The organism is Delftia acidovorans SPH-1, from assembly GCF_000018665.1.
Classification (GTDB): Bacteria; Pseudomonadota; Gammaproteobacteria; order Burkholderiales; family Burkholderiaceae_C; genus Comamonas; species Comamonas acidovorans.
In genome coordinates this window covers 3,749,893-3,768,089 of sequence record NC_010002.1, presented here as the reverse complement: position 1 = coordinate 3,768,089, position 18,197 = coordinate 3,749,893, and the positions used below count along the sequence as shown (strand labels likewise).

Genomic DNA, 18,197 nt, shown 5'->3' with positions numbered 1-18,197 from the left:
GGCCTCCCGGCAAATTGGAATTGTGCATGGATGCCTCTTGTGTCAAGTTGTCACACCCTCGGCATTGTGCGCAACATGGCCGAATGTCGGCTGCGGGCTGTTTTCGCAATTACGCTCGCTGCGCGGCTGCCCAGGCGAACAACGTGTCCACCTGCTCCGCTGTCAGGCCCAGCACAGCAGCCACCGCCGCCACGGTCTCGCTGTCGCGCAGCCAGTCCTTGGCATCGTTGAGCACTGCGTCCACCCGGTCCAACATCTCGCCGGGCTGCAAGGTGTCGCGCCACGCCAGCACGCGCGCCAGTAGGTTGTCCTCGGGACGGGCATCGTCAGGGGCCAGCAGCACCAGGGCACCCTGCTCCAGCACATGCCGCTTGAGCGCCAGGCGGCCGGCCCAACGTGATACCTCGAAAGGTTGATTTGCCGAATTCAGGGTGATAGGCCCATGCTCGATACGCACGCCTCCGATATCGATAATCATCGGACAGCCCTCAGAATGTATGCGAGCACTGTCGATGCGTTTGTAGCGGCCCCGGCTGGCGTATAGAAGACGCGAAACGATCTGCGGAATGGTATTCCTGGGCTTTCCGGAAGTGCGACGTAACCAGCGAACGATGTGGTTGACGTGCCACCACTACCCGATGCACCGATTATGATGTTGAATTCGTTGTTTAATGTCTGTATTGACGCATCAAATATAGACCTGTCATCCGCCAAGACTTCAAAACGCCCGCCGCCGGTGTTTGCTTTTTGAAATCCCAAGTACCCCACATAACCGCGACCTGTTGCAGAAAATATCTCTGTGCGCGTGCCAACGGAAATTGTGGCGGGTGTGATCTTTATGGCGCCATTTGCGAACAGCGTGGTGTTGCCACTGTTGTTCGCCGCGATCGAAGCTGATCCCCCAAGGGAAGTAACGCGCGGATATGTTACAGACTGATAGTTCGCAATATCGTCTGCGGGGTCAACTGCGCCGCCACCAGTGGCCGCAGTGCGCCGATACTCCTCCCAATCCAGTGGGCTGATCACCCGCTCGCCTTGGGTGACGGTCATGCCTGATTGCCAGACTCTGGTCATAGCTATCGAGTCTCCATCTGGCAGCTCTCGCAGAGAGCCGCCGATCATGACAAGGGGGCGCCGCTCGGCCATGGCTTACGCCAGCACCACCGGGACGCCGGATTCGAAGTTGATGGCCGTGGCGCTGATGGCGATGCCCAGGCGCTGCACCACGTTGCCCGCTGCACTGGGGGCCGTGGCCCCTGCTGTTCCGGCCGTGGTCTGCAGGAAGACAGGGCCAGCCGTCTGGCCAGACACCTGCGTGTTGGTGCCTTCGAAGTACACCGTGGCGTTCGCGCCGCTGGTCACGGCGGCCAGCACGAAGCCGTGGGCCTCCTTGCCGGACACAGTGCCATCTGCCTTGCGGACCTTCGCGCCGGTGCTGTTCCAGATGTTCACGAAGTCGCCTGCTGCGAGGGCTTCGCTGGAGGCAATGACAGCCGTATCGGCCCCCATGCCCACCGGCATCATGCTCATGTCCAGGCGCCCGGAATCATCCAGGGAGACGATATCGCCAGCATTGGCGGCGCCTGTGGATGCCTGTACGCCAAACACCTCGGTAATGTTGTTGCCGACGAAGCGGAGAATTTTCTTTGCAGCCATGGTGGGCTCCTATGCAAGGGTGATGGGTGGGTTGATGTCGATGAGGACGCGGGTAGAAGACAGCGCTCGGCCGATGACCTGAGCGAACAGCGCGCCAGCGGGCGGGGCCTGGGCCAGCTGCCCCGACAGCCCGACCAGCACCGGGCCGGGCGCCCAGGTCCAGCCGGCGTGCTCAAGCACATAGCCGGTCTGCACCACGGCGTCGTCGCCAGGGCTGTATGCGTCGGCCACCAAGCCGAGGACGGCGCCGCGATGTGCGGGATTGGTGGCGTCGGCTGCGACCAGTTCGCCAGCGCTGTCGCAGGCCACAACGCTGTGTCCGCTGATGGGCAGCGGGCCGACCTTGACGGTGGTGACACCGATTGGTGCGCAGGTCTCTACTGAAGATAAAACCGCCACGGAACCGGAACCTGGCGGGCCCCTTAAGTCAACCCACTTACCCCAGGTTTCCTGATCTTTCTGAAACCTCAGTTCCGTTCCACGCCATTCATGTTTTGGCATTGGTCCGGTGGCACCGTCTTTACCGTCCCGACCTTTTATGCCGGGTTCACCGTCTTTTCCGTCTTTGCCATCCCGACCTTTTATGCCGGGTTCACCGTCTTTTCCGTCTTTGCCATCCCGACCTTTTATGCCGGGTTCACCGTCTTTTCCATCGATACCGTCTCGGCCGGCAGGTCCTGGCTCGCGCGCCAATGCCGCCACTCGCTTACTGAGATCAGATATAGATCGCGCCAGGGTGAGAAACAATTTTTCAGTCACTGGCTGGCCCCTCTAATAAGGCCAATACACTTTCGTGCAGCGCGTCATGTCGTTCAACTTCACGGGCTCGGGCCAATTTGGCAGCTTCGCGCAATGCGTCCGTTTGCGCTTCCAAATGCCTCAGTCGTACCAAATCGGCCTGGTCTTCTGCATCAATCTCAGGCGCCCGTGAACTGCCTTCACCGGCCCCAGACGCTGGATCCGGCGCCGTAGTACTGGGGGCAGTGTCTGTAACTCCTGACACCGGCAGACCCAGGGCTCGCTCCCGTTCAGCGTCGTCGGCCCGCTCCTGATCCACCACGTCCGGATCATCGCCCTGCTCCCCGATCACGCTGGAGCGGCTGCGGAATCCGTTCTTGACCTCCAGAGCCTTGCCTTCCACATCCTGCACGGGATGGATGTACTCCCAGCCGTGGGGTGCATGTTCAGCGCGCCGAATGGCATTTCGCTCTTCGAGTGAAACCTTGCCTGCCAGGAGGGCCGCGTCAGCGAACCACTCGACCACGCGCTGGCACTTCTGGAAGATGACAATCTGCCATTGACGCTGTGATGCAAAGCGCCGGTATTCGTTGATGACGACACGCAAGGTGCGGTCACTGACATTCGCGATGTCGCCCACGGCCAGCTCGTAGGGAACGCCGGTACCGGCCGTGGTGCCCAGGTGACTGGTGCGCATGTAGTCGCTGTACGACGTGCCCGCATCCGGCGGCTTGGCGAACTCCACTGTCTGGCCGTCTTCCAATTCCTGCATCAGCCCGGGCTTCATCGGCAGAAGCGGCGCCGCTTCTCCGTCGATCTCGGACTCCAGGCCTGTCAGTGCCTGGTGGTTCGGGTCGGTGGGATCAAGCGATGGCAGCGACCGGCTGATAAACGCCACGAACAGGTTGGCGATCTTCTGCCGCTCCAGTGTGGCGTCCTCGTAGTCCAGGATATTGCGCTGCTTGGCCAGGATGGGTGCCAATGTCGGGACGCCGCGGCGAGCGCCAATACGCTTCGGCTCGAACATGTGGAACATGTCCTCCGCAGGAACGCGTACCAGGGCCGTGGCGGCGGGCGTGCCTCCGGCGCCGGACCAAACGCCGTCGCCTGGGTGCTCTTTGTAGACCCAGTAGGCGATCTTTTTGCCACGGTTGTCGAACTCGATGCCCGAACGGATCTTGTTGTTGACAGGCAGGCCGGAGTAGGTGTCCGCGTCAAAGTTCGGCACCATGTCCGCTTCAAGCAGTTGCACCTGCATGGGCACAGCGAGACCGTCCGATGTCTTCCGGTAGCGGCGGCGGCCAAACATCTCGCCCCGCTCAATCCAGCTGCGCACGGCCAGGGTTTGCATGCCGTAGGCGTCAAGCACGCCATCGGCGTCTGCCTCCCGAACGAAGTCTGCCCAGAGGTCGTTGATCTCTTGCCTGCGCTCTTTGTCCTTGATCCGGCGAAAGCGCGGGGTGATGGCGATGCCGACCAGGGTCGTCGTCCATTTCTGGATGATCGACTCGCTCGACCAGTCGTTGCGCGCGGAGTCGCTGGAACGGTCGCGCAAAACCTGCAGAGCAGCGTTGATGGCCTGGTTCGGCCCGGTGGAAGGTGCATTCCACGATGCCATGCGCCGCCCACGGCCGGCGGCGTCGTAGCGATTCATGAACTGCCGGAAGGCACGGCCATACGCCACATCCTCCGCCGACACTGGCGGTGCCGCCTGCGCTGCTTGCGGGTTCTTTGGCGGTCGGCCGATACGCTTGCCGTTTGCGGTGAATCGTGGCGCCATCAGTAGTCCCGCCCACCGTAGACAGCGTAGTTCTGCCGTGACACCTTCTGGCTTGAAGCAGCGCGCTCGACGGCGGCGAGTTGGGCCTGCATGTCGTTGCGCGCCTTCATCAGCGATTCTGTCGTGTTGTAGATGATGGTCTGGCCACCGAGCGTGACCGAGCGCGCGCCGCGCGCAATAGCCTTGTTCAAGGCCTTGACGTAGCCCCGCAGGGTCGCGGCATCTTCGGTGGTAGTGCTCATGGTCCGGCAGTTTGCCAAACGCTTGCGAAACGCTGCTGCGGTTAAGTTTCGGACTTTTGCGAAAACGCCGGAAATAAAAAGAAAACCCCGCAGTAGCGGGGTGAAGGCCGTGGTGGCAGCCAAGGAGACAGCGGGCGCGGTGTAAAACACCACCAATCGAGAACTTTCGTGACCCCCGTTTTGCAACCTCGCTCGTGCAGGTGGTCAACCCGCCTTTGTCTGGTCGTAGGCTCGTTCCTCTCTATCGAGGCGACTCCCGGCGAAAGCACTCGATTGGTGGTCCTCGTCTTTCCGAGGCGTCAAGGCGTCGTTTCAGTCCTGGGCAAACCTGAGGACCTTCTAGCATCCCTACCGTTGAACTGGCCCGGAAAGGCCTGTTCTTTGGGGCTGATGCAGTGCTGCAATCTGGCTGAAATAATATCGCATTTGCGAAACAAAACAATACCCGACAAGATCACAAGGCTGCTACCGATGACCGCCGCGCACGGCGCCGAGCGACCGGCTTCGCGGGCAAAAGTCCTGCTGTCGGCTGAGAGACGACTTCGTTGGTTTGGACCTCGCGGCGATCCTGGCGCGTGATTGCCATGGCGTTTTTCTCAAATGGCGCCAGCCACGCAGGTACGCGTGCCCAGTCCTCGACCTTGAACACGCCCAGGCGGTGCAACAGCGCGCGCTGCATGCGGCAATGGTCAAACGTCTCGTTGCGCGCCCGCAGCTTGCGCCAGGTGCCGTCCTTACCGCGCACTTCCGCCTCGAGTTCGTCGAAAAACGCTGCAGAGACCCAGCCGTCAGGGTTTGTGTCGGGATGGCGCGCAGCGGGGAAGTGGATGTAGCCCGGGCCGGGTGTCTGGCGCCGCAGGCCGGCGTCCACCTGGTCAGAGAGCTTGTTCGGGTTGCACAGCAGCAGCGGCACATCGTCGCGCCCCTTCTTGCCGTTCTTGCCGACCATGTTCTCGCGCATGTCGGGCGCATCTTTTGTGGACCCGCCCTTGTACAAGAAAACCCGTTTAGCGAGGCCCAATTGCCGCACTCGTCGATACCACTCGTAGGCGTTGTGGGTGACACCGGTCTTGCCTTCCTCGAAAACCCGGGCGCCCTTCTGCTTCCCGCTGGCGCCCTGCTCCTGCATCATCACGCGCCCGGCCTCGCCGCCGGTGTCAACAATCACGCCGATGGGGTGCATCTCGAGATCTCTTGTCGTCGTGCGCCAGGTGCCTAACAGCACTTTTTCCGTCAACAGGTCCCAGTCTTCGGGGTATGAGGCGGGGTCAAGGGGGGCGAACTCATTCGGCCCTATGCCGGGGCGCTTCGACTCGGTGATCTTGAAACGGTCGATGACCCACTGCTCGCCGCCTGGGCCGACAGCGTGGACCTGAACGTCAAATCTCGCGTTTTGGCCGCCCTGCACGTCCACGGAGGCTGTGATGCAGCGCGCTGCCGGCGGAGCAATGAACCGCTCCAAGTCAACTTCTGCCCTGTCTCTCGGCGTCGTGCCACTGCCGCGGGCTTCCACAAGCCGGCGCTCGATGTACGGCATGCCCTGGTCCGTGTTGGTGGTCTGTTTCAGCTTTTGCTCGCTGCCCGTGAGCGCGTAATCCTGCAATCCGTACAGGTGCTGCGCGACGATAGATTCCCAGGACTGGTATGCCGCAGCCACGCCGCCCAACCAATACCCCCTGATCGTTGACGTGCGCGGGCTGCCGACAAAGTGCCCTTCGTCCGCAAGGCTGCAGCCATCAGGAACCCATATGCCGGCCCTGTTGAGCGCGCCCTTCATCTGGTGCCCAGGCTCGCTGCCACAGTGCGGGCACGCCACCTGCCCGTAGTGCTTCGCCATCGTCGGGATATCCATCGTGCGGATCTCTTCGAGCAACTGCTTGATCGCCGGCAAGCGTTTGAACAGTGAAAGCCCGGGGGCTGCTTCGAACCACGCGCGGCAATCCAGGCAGCGCCAGTAAAAACGCCGACGGTCGGATCGGTTGTAGAGCGACAGAATTCCGCCGGTAGGTGGTGCCTCGTGCGGGGTTGCTGGTTGCCAAGACGGATCTTCCAGTGGGTAGCCCGGGCTGGACTCCACGAGCGTCATGCCGCGAGAGAGAAACGTCGTGGTGCGCTTCTTGGCCAAGTCGAACAGTGGGCCCTCTCCGTCCACGTTCTCCGCATTTTCGATCCGGTCGATATCCGTGATTGCAACGTACCGATAGGTCGAGCCCGAGACGTTGCCCACGGTCGGCCAGGCGATACGCACCCACATGCCGTGCCGAAACATGGTGTCGAAAGTGTTGCTGTCCACCGCCCTGTCGGATTTCATGGCCTGGACCTTGGGTGAATATCGGATAGCGCGGTCCACGTCAGTCTTGGAAAACTCTCGCGCCTTGTCCTTGGACATCTGCACGAACAGCATGTCCCCCGGGTCGTTCACCACCGTATGCGACATCCAGCCGAGCAGCAGCGACGCCGTCTTGCCCGTCCTGGCCGGGCCCACGAACACCACGGCTTCGTGCCTGCGGCTGGCCAAGGCATCTGCAGGCTCGACCATGTACGGGGTTTCGGTAGGAGACCAAGAGGTCTTCGGCGAGCCGGGCTGCTGAATCACGAGCGTGTCAGCAATGCCTTCGCTGACTCGCATCCGGTTGGGCGGCCTCAAGGCCTCGAAGCCGCTGCACGCGTCCGACAGTGCCTGGGCGTAGTGATCGCTCAAGACTTTGCCTCCGTGAACAGCGCCAGCTCGTCGGCGATGTGGCTCAAGGCTTCATCGATCGCCGACTCAATGTCCTGCAGCACCTCTGGCGCCAGCCCGCATTTGCGCTCCAGGGTGTCGGGCAGCGACCGGAGCCCCTGCGACAGGGAGGCGACCAATGTGGCCGTGGCCTCTCGGTAGGCGGCACGAGGCAGGTACTCGCCCGTCTTGACCTTCAGCTGCAGTTCGTTGAGGCCTGCGAGTGCCGCTTCTTTTCGGGCTTTCGCCAGCAGGTGACGCGTGGTGAGGCTCAACTGTCCATCTGCGGACTCGAGTTCTTCACCCCCCACATCTTCCCCGGCCTCAATGCGCCTGGCCACCTCGGCCGCCTTTTTCGGCGAGTAGCCCGGTGTCCGGCCACCGCGCGGCATGTACGGCCCGCGGCGAAAGCCCGGAGGCAACTCCGTTATTCCATCTGCGCCAAGGTCGAAATCTGCATGCATTTCGCAGATTGTGCATGTTTCGCGTTTGCGACACAAGCCCCGACACCATTCGTCTTCCAGGGGGTGCGGCGCCGCGCTGCTGGGCCTGCGGCCGGTTCCAAAACTGCTTAAATTTTAAGCGGGTGGCATGTGTGGCGTTTGGAGGGCTGTTTTAAATTGGTCATACCCCGCGCAGACGAGATCAATTCTAAAACCCCATTTAAACGCCACCTACGCCACCCTTTTTAGGTTTTTTGCTTATTTTTTAAGCAGACTGCGCTGATTTTTAGCTTTTGCGAAGTGACGCAAGCCGATTTTAAAATTTTCGGGCCAAGTTTTACCCGGGCTCAATGAGACCCGCGGCGCTTAAATTTAACGTCAGGGTCCCCCGCGCCCGGCAGGCTCGCGGCAGTCGATCTAAAAGCGGGTGGCATGTGTGGCGTTAACTCTTCGCTCCTGACGGAGCCACAGCATCTGTTCTGATGGCTGCTGATCAAACGCCACACATGCCACTCGGCTGCAGCATCGAGCCTGCTGCCCTATGCTTGGCGGTGCCTGTCTACGCACTCAGAGACTTGTGGGTGGCCCAGGTAGGCCGCCGATGAACCCTGATACAGTACGCTCATGGCGGGGTCGTACTGCAAAGCTTGTGATAGGTTTACGCTGTACCGGCTTGGGAACAGCGGTTTGCAGCGGTGCAAATGCGGGTATGGGAGTGCAGTGTTTGCAACCCCGCAATTCAAACGCTCGGAGATTGACTCACAGATCGAAGAGAGTCTGCGGAGTCAAATAAGCAGCGCGGATATCAGCCCTCTAGAAGCATTGCGCGCCGCAATTCGCAAAAACTCCGAGAGGCAAGATACTCCAGACACTACGCTGCAGGATCTTCTAAAAGAGGCTGCAGCACGAGACCCGAGGCACAGTGGTCTTGTTGCACTGTATTCACACATCAAAGAATCCGATACTAAGGCGGAATCACTCAGATGCCCTAAATGCACACACCCTCGAATAAAAGAGGGCTCTGTTTGCAGCAATTGCAGTATTGTGTATGCCAAATATAACAGTATGCGTATCGCCGAATTGAGTGCAATACGTACACAAATTAGGCAGCGAGAGCGCAGAAGATTATGGGTTGCCTTAGTGGCTATTGCAGTTGCGCCACTTGTCTATTTGGTGTTTAAAGTTATTTAAGGGATCGATACATGCGGGAATACGCAGTTCTAATTACCGTCTTGACATCGGCACTTTTTAGCGCCCATGCACAACAGGTCTACAAATGCGGCAACACCTACAGCCAGACGCCATGCGCCCCAGATGCAAAGGCTGTCGACATCAGAGCTTCTGATGGTTGTGAGAGTGCCCAGAACAGATACCGGAGCGACTGCTTCGATAAGCGCTGGGCAGAATCTGATAAAGAGTCGGCTAAATTGAGTAAGGAAATAGCGCTTGGTAAACTCCGTGTTCAAAAATTGATTGATGAAAACGGACCAATCACGCCTCCTAGCGATGCAACACTGGCGCGTAACTATGAGGCCTGCCAAGCGGCAATCCGGACAAAGTTGAAAGACCCTGACTCAGCAAAATTTGATGCGTTCACGCGGTCTGCCAAGGCGGCTCCTGCACTTGACTATCCAACCTGGCACGCAGCGATAGTGTATTCCGGACTCGTTAACGCCAAGAATAGTTACGGGGGGTATACAGGATCGAAATTCGCATGGTGCGCGTTCGATCTTGCCGAGCAACGCATTTTGTTTACCCGTGGCCCTGATTAAAACATCCAGTTTGCTAAATTTGTGCTAAAATACAAAAAGTACTTGCAAACGGGAAAACCTCTGCGGTATACTGGCGTCACTCCGAAAGGGGTGGAGCCTAGAAACTCCTAGAGATACGCGGTAAGCCGCACCCGATAGCAATGCGGCTTTTTTGCGCCCGTGCCAGATTTATTTATGGCCGGGAGGGCGACGGATACAACACCCCGCAAGGGGAAAGAAGTCCGCCTAGCGTATCCTAGGTTTCTAGCCTCCCGGCCGCCTTGTCTTAGCGCCTAGAAACGCTTCGATAAGGCCTTGTAAGTCTTGATACGGAGCATTCACCATGGCACGTTCTGCAGCCCTCCGCGTATCCACCGATACCGCATCCATTTACGTTTCCGTCACCCCCAAGCGCGCCCGCTTGACGCCTCCTGCAGATCCTATGGAAGCCATTGAATGGCACGTCCGGCAGATCTGCACCCTCGCCGAAGAATATGTGTGCTCGACCAACGGCCTGTGCAATGGCCACCCAGCGCGTATTGCTAACCACAAGCGGAAGCTCGCATCGCTTGGTATCGACGAGTCGTCTCTGATATCGTTCATTCACCGCCTGGCGCCGCCCACGCACTGACCGCAGTCCGAATCACCCGACGAAGCCCGCCTTGTGCGGGCTTTTTTCATGCACTATAGGGGTATGACTCCTGCACCCCTGCTCCAGTTCACCAGCGTTCGCACTCGCGTCGAGCCCGGCAAGACGCTCATAGGTATCAAGCACACAGCCAAAACATCCGCAGGCCTGCCCGTTACGACGACCTGGGTTGAGATGCCACCCGAGGACGTTGAGCAGCTGATCAAGATGCTGCAGGCCTCGTTGGCCGACCTGGGCCGCGAGTAGAGCCAGACTCATCAGCGAATCCCCCACCCTCCGCCGGGTTCCACCGGCAACGCCAAGCCGGCACGAGCTGGCACCATCGGCCAACTGAGCCGCCCTACCCCAGCACAAGCCCCGCGCGACGGGGCTTTTTTGCGTCACTACCTCCCACGAAGATCACATATCGCTTTTTGCTAAATTTTTGAATAGCGTTTCTATTTCGCGTTTGCTATACTAACTGCATAGCAACAAGACCCGGCGGGAGCGCGAGATGAAAACCGAAACTGCAGCAAACAGGGCCATGGAAGAACGCGCCGCGTGGCTTGCGAAGGGCGCTGAAAAAGCTCGATGGGCTGCAGTATTGGCGAGGCCCACTGCCCGACATGCAGGCACTTCAGTGACCAAACCTGCCGGTCTCCTGGGTCGGCTGCTGGGCCTATGCAGATCGAAATTCTCGGCCCGCACTGTGTAGGCTCAACGCCTTGCATCGGTTTTTTGACCCGCAGAGTAGGTCCCATTCCGGGGGCGAAGAGCTTTCTAAGGCCTGCACTGAAGCACACCCCGGGGTGGGAGGGGTCGCCCGTTCAAATTTGAAATCAGACCTGGGGGGTGGGAGGGGTCGCCCGTTCAAATTTGAAATTGCCACGGGTGCGGAAATCAGAACGACCCCTAGTGCTGCCCCCGGGCCAAACAGGTATCGGGGTGGCCTGCTGCGCACTATCAATCCTGCGGAAACCCGCATGGGTATTAGGTTTTGGGTGGCCACTTGGGTAGGGACACCCTGGTGCTGCTCACGTACGCAGACGCAGCACCGGACGAGAAAACCCCTGTACAGGTTTCGCATAACTACTGTATATTCGCACAGCACACAGCATCCATAGGAGCTTCAGTTATGACAACGACACCCCAGGCGGACCCATTCCCTTCACAAACACCCCTGGCCAGCCACGACCCCCAAGTGCTTGCGGCGGGCTGCCTGCTTGTGATCGGCCGGCGCGCGCTGCATGAGTACGGAGCTCAACGGGGAGAGACTATGGGTCCGTTGGTTGCCCTGCTGCAAGAGGCTGTGGGAACGTGGGCTGCGGCCAACGAATGGGACCGGTCAGCAGTGCTGGAGGTGGCGGCTGCTGTGGATGCGCACTTACTGCCGGATGACTTCCCGGCGACCCATTGAGCGTGACAGGAATGAAATCGGCAGCTTTTAGGCTGCCGAACATTTTCGTGCGCTAGGCACATCTCCGGAGAGAAATGTGTGCGGCCCTTCAGACGCGCTGTTGGTCAAGCCGGTTCGTGCAGTTGCAGAACCATCGCCCCAATTACCGTTGAGACAGGAGCCTCTTTCGCTGTCTCGATGCCAGCGATGATAGAGGTCTGACTTTTGGCACCCCGCTTTTTCTGGGGGCCTTTTTCCTGGCATTTTTCCGATGCCCTTTTCCCTGGGGGCTTTTTTCTGGAAAATTCCCACTCTGCTTTTTCCTGGAGCGCTCCCGGCGGCGCCCAGCAGTCGTTCTCTGCCGACGGGCCCAGCGGCGCGATGATGCCAACCTGCTCCAGCTCTCGGCAGATCTGTTGGATACGCCGCTCGCTGACGCGCTCGATGCGGCTGACCTCTCTGGTGCTGAACCCTCGGGACAGCATGGTGGCCACGCGCTGACGGCGGCAGTCCTCGTCGTAGGAGACGATGCGCGGCACGGCCAGGTGGTCCCCGCCGAACTCCTGCGACAGACGCTCCGCTGCGCTGCGCCCGATGAGCAGCACCAGCACCTGCCCCTCTTCCACAGTGGTGGGCACATAGAGGTTGTTGCCGTTGCCGTACCAGGCCGAGAGCCGCAGCGTGGCGCTGAAGCCGATGATCGAGGCGATGTCGTCGAGTGTGGTGTTTTGTCGGTCCATGGGGTGTCTTTCAGAAAACGTCGGCGATATCGCGCAGGCCAATGCCGCGGCGGATGCGCACGCCCTTCGAGCCTTTGTCCGAGGGGAAACGGGAGTCGAGGCGGCGGCCGAGCGCCTTTGATGAGCTGATGAAGCGGACCAGGCCGCGCCGGCGCGCGTAGGTTTCCCACGACTCCCACAGATCCGAGACCTTGGTGTGCAGGTTCTCGTCGATCTCGCAGCACTCTTCGATCCACTCGCCCAGCAGGTCCATGTCCTTGCGGTAATCGGCGCTGGCAGCCAGCACCTTGGCCGGGGGATTCAACCCGGACTGGCGGTAGCGCATGCCGGCGCGCACGATCAGGGCCAGGATGCCGGGCAACTCGGCCTCCAGCTTCTCGCGCCGCTGGTCGTCCTTGACGATGTGCGGGTCGTTGCGGAAGTCGCGCTCGAAGGGCAGCAGGCCCATGCGCCGCCAGATGCCGTTGTCGGTGCCCTTGATGATGGGCTTGTGGTTCGTGGGCATGTACACGGTCCACGTGGGTTCGATCTCGATCGAGTGCTTGGCCTGAATGCCGCGCGCCGTGATCGCGTCGCCGCCTGTCATGGCCTTGACGGCACCTTCCCGCAGCTCGCCGCCCTCGTCCGGCTCGTTGACGTACACGAACCGAGCGCCGCGCAGGCGCAGTAGGTCTTCCCGCGGCCCACCGGCGTTGCCGCCCATGGCGTCGCTGATGAACGAGGCGGCGTCGGCCGAGCGCGCGTAGCCGCCGAAGACCTTGCGCACGGCGTTGAAGATCGTGCTCTTGCCGTTGGCGCCGTTGCCGAAGGCGATGAACATCATGTCCTCGCGCGGCTGGCCCTGCAGCGCATAGCCGAACGTGCGCGCCACGTACTCGACCATCTCCAGGTCGTCGAAGAACACATCGCGCAGGGTCTGCTCGAAGAGCGGGCACTTCGCCCCTGGGTTGTACTCGCAGCCCGCAGACAGGGTGATGCGCAGTTCGGGAGATGCCGGCATCAGCACGCCGGTGCGCAGGTCGACCACACCGTTTTTCACACCCAGCAGGTGCCTGTGCTTGTCCAGCTCCGAGGACGGCACGCAGACGCGGGGGTCGCTCTCGGCCAGCTTGACCATGGCCGCCACCATGGCGGCGCGCTGGCTCAGGCTGCAGAAGGCGAAGAACTCGCCCGGGTCAGCGTGGCTGGCGGCCTCGCTGGGCAGATCCTTGATGGTCTCCTTGGCATAGTGGGCGACCTCGGTATTGCCGCCCATGGCCGTGCGCCAGTACACGCCAGTCCAGACGTACCAGGTGGCCGTGTCCGGGCAGAACATCAGGCTGTCACCGTAGCGCGCCAACATGCGCTCGGTGTTGCCAAACTCGGTCAGCGGTGCGACGGCGGCAGCGGCCGGCGGGCGCTCCACCTTGATGAGCTTCTTGAACTCGGTCTTGTTGATGGCCAGGCCGAATTCCTTAGCGCGCCCGGCCACCAAGCTGTAGGCCTCGATCTCCAGGATGGGGAATTCGAGCAGCAGCCGCGACACGTCCGGCATGACACGCGTCTGCAGCGTGAGCATATCGGGGGCTTCCTTGAGCAGCCTCTGCATCTCGGCCAGCGCGCCGCGCATGCGCTCGTCGTTGCTCGCCGCCATCTGGTCCCGGCGCCAGGACAGCAGCCACCGGCCGGTGATAGGCGCGCCGCCGCGGTCCCGGCCGAAGGAATCCCAGCGGCCTTCCACGTCCTTGCGGCCGGCGTAGCTGTCGCCGGTGGCGCTCCATTCGTCGGCCAGGTCCAGCGCGTCTTCGGAGCCGTCGAACTCGTGGTGCAGCGCCATCAGCGCGTTCAGCCACTCGGCGCGCGACACGCTGGCCTTGCAGTCGAACAGGTACTCGCGCGCCTGGTCCATGGTCCAGCCCAGCTTCTCCGGGCCCAGTGCGGCCAAGTTGGCCTCGCCAGCGAGAGCTACGGCGCCAACGGCCGGCAGAGGCCCGGTGTCTCCGAAGCGCTGGGCGTAGAGCTGCTGCACCCCCTGGGAGAGCGGCGCGACTGTGTCCTGCAGGCCCCACAGCTGCGTGTCGGGCGTGGCCTTGCCGGTGACCGTCACGAAGCCGTTGTGGCCGAAGAACTCGATGTCGAAGAGGCCGTCGAGGCGCGCTGCGCCAGCCTGCCCGCCAACGCGCTTAGACTTGTGGGCGTTGTCCTTGCGGCTGGCCATGGCGCCCAGGTAGAAGGCGCGCAACCCCGTACCGGAGGGCGAGAATTCGGCGTATGTGTCCGAGATCAGGGCCTCGATGCGTGCGTCTGTGATCTGGCCGCCGGACACACAACCGTCGAAGTCCAGGGCGACGATGCCGCCGTTGGCGATGGGCGCGAAGCCCAGGCCGGTGTAGCCGCGCTCGCGCACGGCGTGCACTGCAGCGTCGAAGGTCGTGAGCTGGGCCAGATCCTCAGCCGTGCCCTGCTCGCCGTTGCGCGGCGCGCCGTTGGCGTAGAAAGGGACCTTGCGGGGCTTGGGTTCATCGGGCTTCTTGACCAGGCGCCACACGAGCCACTGCTTACGCTGGCGCAGCACCTGGGGGATATCGGGAGGGGAGAAGGTCATGCAGGCTGGCTCGCGGGTTTCTTGGCAGAGCCGATGAAGGCGCAGCGCACAGGGTGGCCGATGTCCTCGGTGGCGCAGGCCGCCAACGCTTCAGTGACGGCGGCGTAGTGCTCGGCCGTGGGAGCGTTGGTCTTGACGAGATCTTGAACCGCCTGCGCGAGCAGACGACGGGTGACGGGCGAAGACATAGGCTGGCGACCTGTTCTGCGAACACCCCGTGGGCAGGGACCGGGAAGTAGAGCGCCAGCCATGACCTCGCCGCAAAACGAGGACTTCGAGGCCCCTGCCCACGGGGTTCTGCGGATGCTGTGGATGTAGGCTGGCGTCGCTAAATTGTATATCGCATTTGCGAAATAACAAAAGAAAAGACCGACGGCGGTACGTCGGTCTGTGGTTTGGTGGGTGGGATTGCCAGGGCGGGGGATCACGACTCTGGAAACAGCAATCGACTTACTTGCTGGACCTGCTCTGTGGTGAGGTGCGCAGGGGTTGTATGGAACATGCCGACCTGCCGGCGCAATTTCAGCCACGCATGATTCCGTTCTATCCCTGCCTCATACTCTCCTGCACTCAGGTAGCACCGACCGTAATAGCCGCCTTCTTGCTTGAGCGTCACGATGTCAATGCGTCGTTCGTTGCTAAGCGTCAGCCATTTGCGCCCCACCTTTGTGATCGTGACTTCCGCCTTGTCGCGGCCAACCCAGAACAGCGTCTGGCCGACCTTGAACTTCTTTTCGGACATCTCTCATCTCCTTGTGTGCCCCGGCTACGCGTCAGGCGGTTTGCTCCGGCAGAACAACTCGTGATCCCACAGGACCCGAGGCATCAGGAATTTTTGGCCGCACTTGGCGCACTGCTGGTATCGGACGTACATGATCACCCCCGATCCACAGGGCACATGCTGGCCAGCGTGTCCATGGTGATCACAGCCGTTCCGTGGCGCTTGTGCATCTCCACCGAGGCGTCGGAGATACCCTTGGCGAGACGGGAGCGGCAAGCCCCGCGCTTGCACGTGGCGAGCTGGTAGAGATAGGCCGTGGTCGTACCGGCAAGGACCGCAAAATCTGTTCGGCGCTCGTCCGTACCCAGCTGGCGCAGCAGGGCCAGCAGCGGCGTCGATGGAGGGGGTAGAGGTTGTCGCATGGCGAGAATTGTCGCACTCATTTCGCATTTGCGCAATAACTCGCGCAAGCGTATAGCACATGCGATAAACGTAAGCCTAGCAACGATTCTATGCTCACCTTTTTTACAAGGTCAGCTTGTAAAATACTTCGGTATTCGCTATCGTTGATGCGAATCACTTCAGGACACAGACCATGGATCTCACCAGCCTCCGTATCGCAAATGCACGCAAAGCAATGGAAGCCTTTGGCGGCGTGGGCAAGGCGGCGATAAAGATGGGCTACGCAAACGCAGCATTCCTCAGCCAGATCTTCGGCCCCAATCCCACAAGATCGCCGACCGAAAAGACAATGCGGCGCCTGGAACGAGCCTTGGAGCTTGAGGAAGGATCTCTGGACAAGGAGCCGGCGCCTGAATTGCCAGCGCAATCGGCCGTCGTGACGACGCAGATCGACCCTGGCCAGCTTGCCCAGGTGATCACGTTGGTCAACCGGCTGCTGGAAGAGGAAAAGGTCTCCCTGCCCACCGAGCGTTTCGCGAACCTGGTCGCTGTCGCATACGACGAGGCCGCAGAACACGCAGGCCAGGCGCGCGAGAGCAAACTGCGCCAAGTCGTACGCCTGCTGCGCTGATCGGCAGCCGCCGGGAGACGGACGTCAACGCGAAACCGCACCTTTGGCCGCCACAGGCAGAGAATCCAGGACGAGGCAGCACTCAGCACATACCTTGAAGGCCTTGAACGGCCGAGCGCCCTCCCCGCTTTTCTCCTTTTCACAACGCAGGCAGTGGATGGTTTGCAGCCGGCCCAGAGATTCCAGCCCGCTGGGCGCGCGGCCTTTCTTCGGGCTACGCATAGACGCCTCCCGGCCACGCCACCAGGCCCTGCAATTTGCGTGCACGGCACGCGGCGGTACGGTGCGCCCCGCTCATCTTCGGGCGGGCCACGTCTTTCATCTGCCCGAGTTGGTAGCACGCCACCAGATTGCGCCCGCCGTCGGCCGGCTGGTCCCAGGCGGCGATGAACACCTGGCCTGCGCGCCGCAGCTCGTCGACGTAGTGACCGACCGTCTGGGTGTGCAGCCCGGTGATCTCCGCCAACTCGGCGCGCGAGTACGGCCCTTCGTGCAGGGCCTTGATGAGTTGGGCGTATGCAAAGGCGCCAACCTTTCCTGAGCGCTTCATGTTTTCGCCACTCCGCAGACACCATGGTCGATCAGCACCTGTTCCACAGCACTGGTTGCGTCCCAGGCTTGGCCGTGGGTGAGCCAGCCCGGAGAACGCAAGGCTTCCTTGATCGCACTGGCTGGCGCCGCAGGCAATGAGCGCACCTGCTCCGTCATCAGTTCCCGCACCAGCGCCACCACGGCACCCCGCTGGCGCAGACGCGTCACCTGCAGCGCGGCGTCACTGACTTGGCTGCGGCCATGCTTTTTGGCCACGTCTTGCAGGCGCCCTTCGTGGGTGCGCAGCAGCTTTTCAAGCCGCTCTTGTTGCTCAGGCGTCATCGCCATTTCTCCATAGGTTTGCCCGGTGTATCCCAGACGATGTCCATCGTCAGGCGCCAGGCCTCGTCGTTGTCTGCCCCGGCGCGCAGCGCACTGTGAACGGGCCCCATGGGGTTGCGCTCGCAGCACGGAGACCCCGGCCGGTGCGCGTAGTGGTAGCCCCCGCAGGTGCAGACGGTGTGGCTGTGGTCTGAGCAGTGCTTGACCAGCAGCACGAAAGATGTGCGCCGGGTGCGGCAGGCGGGGCAGCGAAAGCGGCGCGGCATCTCATCGAGCCTCAGAAGCTGCGCGGCTGCGCGAGGCTCGGGTCTTGCGCATCTGCTCCGCAGGGGTGAGTGCACGCCCTGGACGCGGTGTGTCCGGCCGGCTTCCCCAGGCGAACACCGGAACGAAGGGCCGGCCGTTCTTGTCGGGGGCCCAGGCTGCAACGTGCAGATCGGCGCGGTGCTTCTTGACCCAGCGCGCCAGGCGCCGGGCGGCCATGCGGGTGGCCCGCTCCATGTCGGCGTACCCCATCGGCTTGTCTCGCAGCATCTGCTGCAGCGCGAGGGATTGCTGTTGCGTGATGCGCTCAGCCACGGGCGCCCTCTGCGGCTTGCTGTGCGGCCACCTCGGCGCGCAAGCGTGCCACGCGCTCCGAAAACATCTTGCTCATCGCGTTGGCGTCTTCGAGGGCGGCCTGCCAGGTCAGCAGGGACCTTTCGGCCTCTTTCAGTTGCTGCTCACGCAGCTGCGCCACGGTGCGCGGCTTGAGGAAAGCGAACATCGCAGCCTCCTTGTTGTGTTTGCGATGGGCGCACTTTAGCGTTGAATTTCGCTTTTCACAAAATTGTGTCGCAAAAATCCACGAACTCGGCTTGGCTATTTCGCAAACGCGAAATGTCGTGCACAAT

At 61.5% G+C, this 18,197-nt stretch carries 22 protein-coding genes; 4 read left to right on the top strand and 18 right to left on the bottom strand.

Features of this window, described 5'->3' with window-relative positions; translation table 11 throughout:
* Positions 1-109: 109 nt before the first annotated feature.
* The 8 genes from DACI_RS17315 to DACI_RS17285 form a co-directional block, all read right to left on the bottom strand.
* Positions 110-478: a hypothetical protein gene (locus DACI_RS17315; protein ID WP_012205273.1), complete on the bottom strand. Its 369-nt coding sequence runs from the start codon at positions 476-478 to the stop codon at positions 110-112.
* Positions 475-1,050 (bottom strand): hypothetical protein, encoded by a 576-nt coding sequence (locus DACI_RS32035; protein WP_157059665.1) that lies wholly within the window; start codon positions 1,048-1,050, stop codon positions 475-477. The genes DACI_RS17315 and DACI_RS32035 overlap by 4 nt, the downstream gene beginning before the upstream one ends.
* Positions 1,051-1,149: 99 nt before the next feature.
* Positions 1,150-1,656, bottom strand: coding sequence for a hypothetical protein (locus tag DACI_RS17310; protein ID WP_012205272.1), 507 nt, complete (start codon positions 1,654-1,656; stop codon positions 1,150-1,152).
* A 9-nt stretch (positions 1,657-1,665) separates the two neighbouring features.
* A complete protein-coding gene (locus tag DACI_RS32390; protein WP_080518197.1) occupies positions 1,666-2,415 on the bottom strand; it encodes a collagen-like protein in 750 nt (249 codons plus the stop codon).
* Positions 2,408-4,174, bottom strand: a complete 1,767-nt coding sequence (locus DACI_RS17300) for a phage portal protein (protein ID WP_012205270.1) — start codon at positions 4,172-4,174, stop codon at positions 2,408-2,410. The genes DACI_RS32390 and DACI_RS17300 overlap by 8 nt, the downstream gene beginning before the upstream one ends.
* Positions 4,174-4,416 (bottom strand): phage head-tail joining protein, encoded by a 243-nt coding sequence (locus tag DACI_RS17295; protein ID WP_012205269.1) that lies wholly within the window; start codon positions 4,414-4,416, stop codon positions 4,174-4,176. Before DACI_RS17295 ends, DACI_RS17300 begins: the two co-directional genes overlap by 1 nt.
* A 454-nt stretch (positions 4,417-4,870) precedes the next feature.
* On the bottom strand, positions 4,871-7,117 hold the full coding sequence (locus DACI_RS17290; protein WP_012205268.1) for a phage terminase large subunit family protein: 2,247 nt from the start codon (positions 7,115-7,117) through the stop codon (positions 4,871-4,873).
* Positions 7,114-7,599 (bottom strand): DUF1441 family protein, encoded by a 486-nt coding sequence (locus tag DACI_RS17285; RefSeq protein ID WP_012205267.1) that lies wholly within the window; start codon positions 7,597-7,599, stop codon positions 7,114-7,116. Before DACI_RS17285 ends, DACI_RS17290 begins: the two co-directional genes overlap by 4 nt.
* A 1,181-nt stretch (positions 7,600-8,780) precedes the next feature.
* Between DACI_RS17285 and DACI_RS32025 the strand changes: the two genes are divergently transcribed.
* The 3 genes from DACI_RS32025 to DACI_RS17275 all read left to right on the top strand — a co-directional run bounded on the left by DACI_RS32025 (position 8,781) and on the right by DACI_RS17275 (position 10,224).
* Positions 8,781-9,350: a DUF4124 domain-containing protein gene (locus tag DACI_RS32025; protein WP_012205266.1), complete on the top strand. Its 570-nt coding sequence runs from the start codon at positions 8,781-8,783 to the stop codon at positions 9,348-9,350.
* A gap of 322 nt (positions 9,351-9,672) precedes the next feature.
* Positions 9,673-9,960 carry a hypothetical protein gene (locus tag DACI_RS32020; protein ID WP_128422593.1) on the top strand — a complete coding sequence of 96 codons (288 nt, stop codon included), beginning with the start codon at positions 9,673-9,675 and terminating at the stop codon, positions 9,958-9,960.
* A 63-nt stretch (positions 9,961-10,023) separates the two neighbouring features.
* Positions 10,024-10,224 (top strand): hypothetical protein, encoded by a 201-nt coding sequence (locus DACI_RS17275; RefSeq protein ID WP_043781798.1) that lies wholly within the window; start codon positions 10,024-10,026, stop codon positions 10,222-10,224.
* 1,254 nt (positions 10,225-11,478) lie between these two features.
* On the opposite strand, the gene DACI_RS17265 is transcribed toward DACI_RS17275, so the two are convergent.
* The 5 genes from DACI_RS17265 to DACI_RS17245 form a co-directional block, all read right to left on the bottom strand.
* Positions 11,479-12,093: a hypothetical protein gene (locus DACI_RS17265; protein WP_012205265.1), complete on the bottom strand. Its 615-nt coding sequence runs from the start codon at positions 12,091-12,093 to the stop codon at positions 11,479-11,481.
* Between the two features lie 10 nt (positions 12,094-12,103).
* Positions 12,104-14,677: a phage/plasmid primase, P4 family gene (locus DACI_RS17260; protein ID WP_012205264.1), complete on the bottom strand. Its 2,574-nt coding sequence runs from the start codon at positions 14,675-14,677 to the stop codon at positions 12,104-12,106.
* Positions 14,674-14,865 carry a hypothetical protein gene (locus DACI_RS17255; protein ID WP_043781792.1) on the bottom strand — a complete coding sequence of 64 codons (192 nt, stop codon included), beginning with the start codon at positions 14,863-14,865 and terminating at the stop codon, positions 14,674-14,676. Before DACI_RS17255 ends, DACI_RS17260 begins: the two co-directional genes overlap by 4 nt.
* A 236-nt stretch (positions 14,866-15,101) precedes the next feature.
* Positions 15,102-15,419 (bottom strand): beta barrel domain-containing protein, encoded by a 318-nt coding sequence (locus DACI_RS17250; protein ID WP_012205263.1) that lies wholly within the window; start codon positions 15,417-15,419, stop codon positions 15,102-15,104.
* Positions 15,420-15,553: 134 nt separating this feature from the next.
* Positions 15,554-15,820 carry a hypothetical protein gene (locus DACI_RS17245; protein ID WP_151019399.1) on the bottom strand — a complete coding sequence of 89 codons (267 nt, stop codon included), beginning with the start codon at positions 15,818-15,820 and terminating at the stop codon, positions 15,554-15,556.
* A 173-nt stretch (positions 15,821-15,993) separates the two neighbouring features.
* On the opposite strand from DACI_RS17245, the gene DACI_RS17240 reads away from it, so the two are divergent.
* Positions 15,994-16,431, top strand: coding sequence for a hypothetical protein (locus DACI_RS17240; RefSeq protein WP_012205261.1), 438 nt, complete (start codon positions 15,994-15,996; stop codon positions 16,429-16,431).
* Between the two features lie 214 nt (positions 16,432-16,645).
* On the opposite strand, the gene DACI_RS17235 is transcribed toward DACI_RS17240, so the two are convergent.
* Genes DACI_RS17235 through DACI_RS17220 form a run of 5 tightly spaced genes read right to left on the bottom strand, consistent with a single transcriptional unit; the run spans position 16,646 to position 18,070 of the window.
* Positions 16,646-16,981: a winged helix-turn-helix domain-containing protein gene (locus DACI_RS17235; RefSeq protein WP_012205260.1), complete on the bottom strand. Its 336-nt coding sequence runs from the start codon at positions 16,979-16,981 to the stop codon at positions 16,646-16,648.
* Complete coding sequence (locus DACI_RS17230) at positions 16,978-17,304, bottom strand: hypothetical protein (RefSeq protein WP_012205259.1); 327 nt, start codon at positions 17,302-17,304, stop codon at positions 16,978-16,980. Before DACI_RS17230 ends, DACI_RS17235 begins: the two co-directional genes overlap by 4 nt.
* Positions 17,301-17,570: a hypothetical protein gene (locus DACI_RS32015; protein ID WP_012205258.1), complete on the bottom strand. Its 270-nt coding sequence runs from the start codon at positions 17,568-17,570 to the stop codon at positions 17,301-17,303. The genes DACI_RS17230 and DACI_RS32015 overlap by 4 nt, the downstream gene beginning before the upstream one ends.
* A 1-nt stretch (position 17,571) precedes the next feature.
* Entirely contained in the window at positions 17,572-17,883 is a 312-nt protein-coding gene (locus tag DACI_RS17225) for a hypothetical protein (RefSeq protein WP_012205257.1), read from the bottom strand.
* Entirely contained in the window at positions 17,876-18,070 is a 195-nt protein-coding gene (locus DACI_RS17220) for a hypothetical protein (RefSeq protein WP_012205256.1), read from the bottom strand. The genes DACI_RS17225 and DACI_RS17220 overlap by 8 nt, the downstream gene beginning before the upstream one ends.
* Between the last annotated feature and the right edge of the window lie 127 nt (positions 18,071-18,197).

Bases quoted from the DNA above. Each gene is read 5' to 3' on its own strand.
- DACI_RS17315 (WP_012205273.1), bottom strand. From the start codon at position 478: ATGATTATCGATATCGGAGGCGTGCGTATCGAGCATGGGCCTATCACC.
- DACI_RS32035 (WP_157059665.1), bottom strand. From the start codon at position 1,050: ATGACCGTCACCCAAGGCGAGCGGGTGATCAGCCCACTGGATTGGGAG.
- DACI_RS17310 (WP_012205272.1), bottom strand. From the start codon at position 1,656: ATGGCTGCAAAGAAAATTCTCCGCTTCGTCGGCAACAACATTACCGAG.
- DACI_RS17300 (WP_012205270.1), bottom strand. From the start codon at position 4,174: ATGGCGCCACGATTCACCGCAAACGGCAAGCGTATCGGCCGACCGCCA.
- DACI_RS17295 (WP_012205269.1), bottom strand. From the start codon at position 4,416: ATGAGCACTACCACCGAAGATGCCGCGACCCTGCGGGGCTACGTCAAG.
- DACI_RS17285 (WP_012205267.1), bottom strand. From the start codon at position 7,599: ATGCATGCAGATTTCGACCTTGGCGCAGATGGAATAACGGAGTTGCCT.
- DACI_RS32025 (WP_012205266.1), top strand. From the start codon at position 8,781: ATGCGGGAATACGCAGTTCTAATTACCGTCTTGACATCGGCACTTTTT.
- DACI_RS32020 (WP_128422593.1), top strand. From the start codon at position 9,673: ATGGCACGTTCTGCAGCCCTCCGCGTATCCACCGATACCGCATCCATT.
- DACI_RS17275 (WP_043781798.1), top strand. From the start codon at position 10,024: ATGACTCCTGCACCCCTGCTCCAGTTCACCAGCGTTCGCACTCGCGTC.
- DACI_RS17265 (WP_012205265.1), bottom strand. From the start codon at position 12,093: ATGGACCGACAAAACACCACACTCGACGACATCGCCTCGATCATCGGC.
- DACI_RS17260 (WP_012205264.1), bottom strand. From the start codon at position 14,677: ATGACCTTCTCCCCTCCCGATATCCCCCAGGTGCTGCGCCAGCGTAAG.
- DACI_RS17255 (WP_043781792.1), bottom strand. From the start codon at position 14,865: ATGTCTTCGCCCGTCACCCGTCGTCTGCTCGCGCAGGCGGTTCAAGAT.
- DACI_RS17250 (WP_012205263.1), bottom strand. From the start codon at position 15,419: ATGTCCGAAAAGAAGTTCAAGGTCGGCCAGACGCTGTTCTGGGTTGGC.
- DACI_RS17245 (WP_151019399.1), bottom strand. From the start codon at position 15,820: ATGCGACAACCTCTACCCCCTCCATCGACGCCGCTGCTGGCCCTGCTG.
- DACI_RS17240 (WP_012205261.1), top strand. From the start codon at position 15,994: ATGGATCTCACCAGCCTCCGTATCGCAAATGCACGCAAAGCAATGGAA.
- DACI_RS17235 (WP_012205260.1), bottom strand. From the start codon at position 16,981: ATGAAGCGCTCAGGAAAGGTTGGCGCCTTTGCATACGCCCAACTCATC.
- DACI_RS17230 (WP_012205259.1), bottom strand. From the start codon at position 17,304: ATGACGCCTGAGCAACAAGAGCGGCTTGAAAAGCTGCTGCGCACCCAC.
- DACI_RS32015 (WP_012205258.1), bottom strand. From the start codon at position 17,570: ATGCCGCGCCGCTTTCGCTGCCCCGCCTGCCGCACCCGGCGCACATCT.
- DACI_RS17220 (WP_012205256.1), bottom strand. From the start codon at position 18,070: ATGTTCGCTTTCCTCAAGCCGCGCACCGTGGCGCAGCTGCGTGAGCAG.